Genomic DNA, 1,130 nt, shown 5'->3' with positions numbered 1-1,130 from the left:
ACATTAAATCCTGTAGAAGAAGTAAATGTGCTAGTAGAAAAAGCACAGGTAGCACTATCAGAGTTCTTGAAAATAACGGAACAAGAAAAAATAGACGAGATAGTACAAGCTGCGGCAGTAGCGGCACTAGCAGCTCACGGACCTTTGGCAGTAGCTGCAGTAGAAGAGACTGGTCGTGGTGTAGTAGAAGATAAAGCTACTAAAAACCTATACGCTTGTGAATATATAGTAAACAGCATGCGTGGACTAAAAACAGTAGGAATAGTAGATAGAGATGAAGTAGATGGAATAGTAGCTATCGCAGAACCTGTTGGAGTAATATGCGGAGTAGTACCTACTACAAACCCAACATCAACTACAATATTCAAATCACTAATAAGTTTAAAAACTAGAAATCCAATAGTATTTAGCTTCCACCCATCAGCAAACGAATGTTCAAAAGAAGCTGCAAGAATAGTAAGAGACGCAGCAGTGGCTGCAGGAGCACCAGAAAACTGTATTCAATTTATAGAAAAACCATCGATGGAAGGTACAAATGCATTAATGAATCACGATGGAGTAGCTACTATTTTGGCAACAGGTGGTAACGCTATGGTTCGTGCAGCATACTCTTGTGGAAAACCAGCATTAGGAGTAGGTGCAGGAAACGTTCCAGCGTATATCCATAAAGAAGCAAAATTAAAACAAGCAGTAAATGATATAGTATTAAGTAAAGCATTCGATAATGGAATGATCTGTGCATCAGAACAAGCAGCAATAGTAGACAAAGAATTGTACGATGAATTTATAAGTACAATGAAATCACATAGAGTATACTTTGTAAACAAAAAAGAAAAAGCATTGTTAGAGAAACTATTATTCGGAGTAGAAGCAAAATCAAAAGATTGTGCGGGAGCTAAATTAAACTCAGTAATAGTAGGGAAACCAGCGACAGAAATAGCGAAACTAGCAGGATTTGACGTACCAGAGGGAACTGTAATCTTAGCAGCTGAGTGTTCAGAGGTAGGAGTAAATGAACCATTAACTAGAGAAAAATTATCGCCAGTACTAGCAGTATTGAAATCAAAAGATACAAAAGATGGATTAGAGAAATCTAGACAAATGGTAGAATTTAATGGATTAGGACATAC

1 protein-coding gene is annotated in these 1,130 nt (G+C 37.3%); it reads left to right on the top strand.

Annotated features, from left to right (window positions below):
- On the top strand, nt 1-1,130 hold a 1,130-nt coding region (locus AC1XWJ_RS07695), incomplete at both ends, for an aldehyde dehydrogenase family protein (RefSeq protein WP_483335289.1).

This window comes from Gemelliphila sp. 1F1 (assembly GCF_056897515.1).
This window is presented reverse-complemented; position numbering and strand designations above follow the sequence as displayed.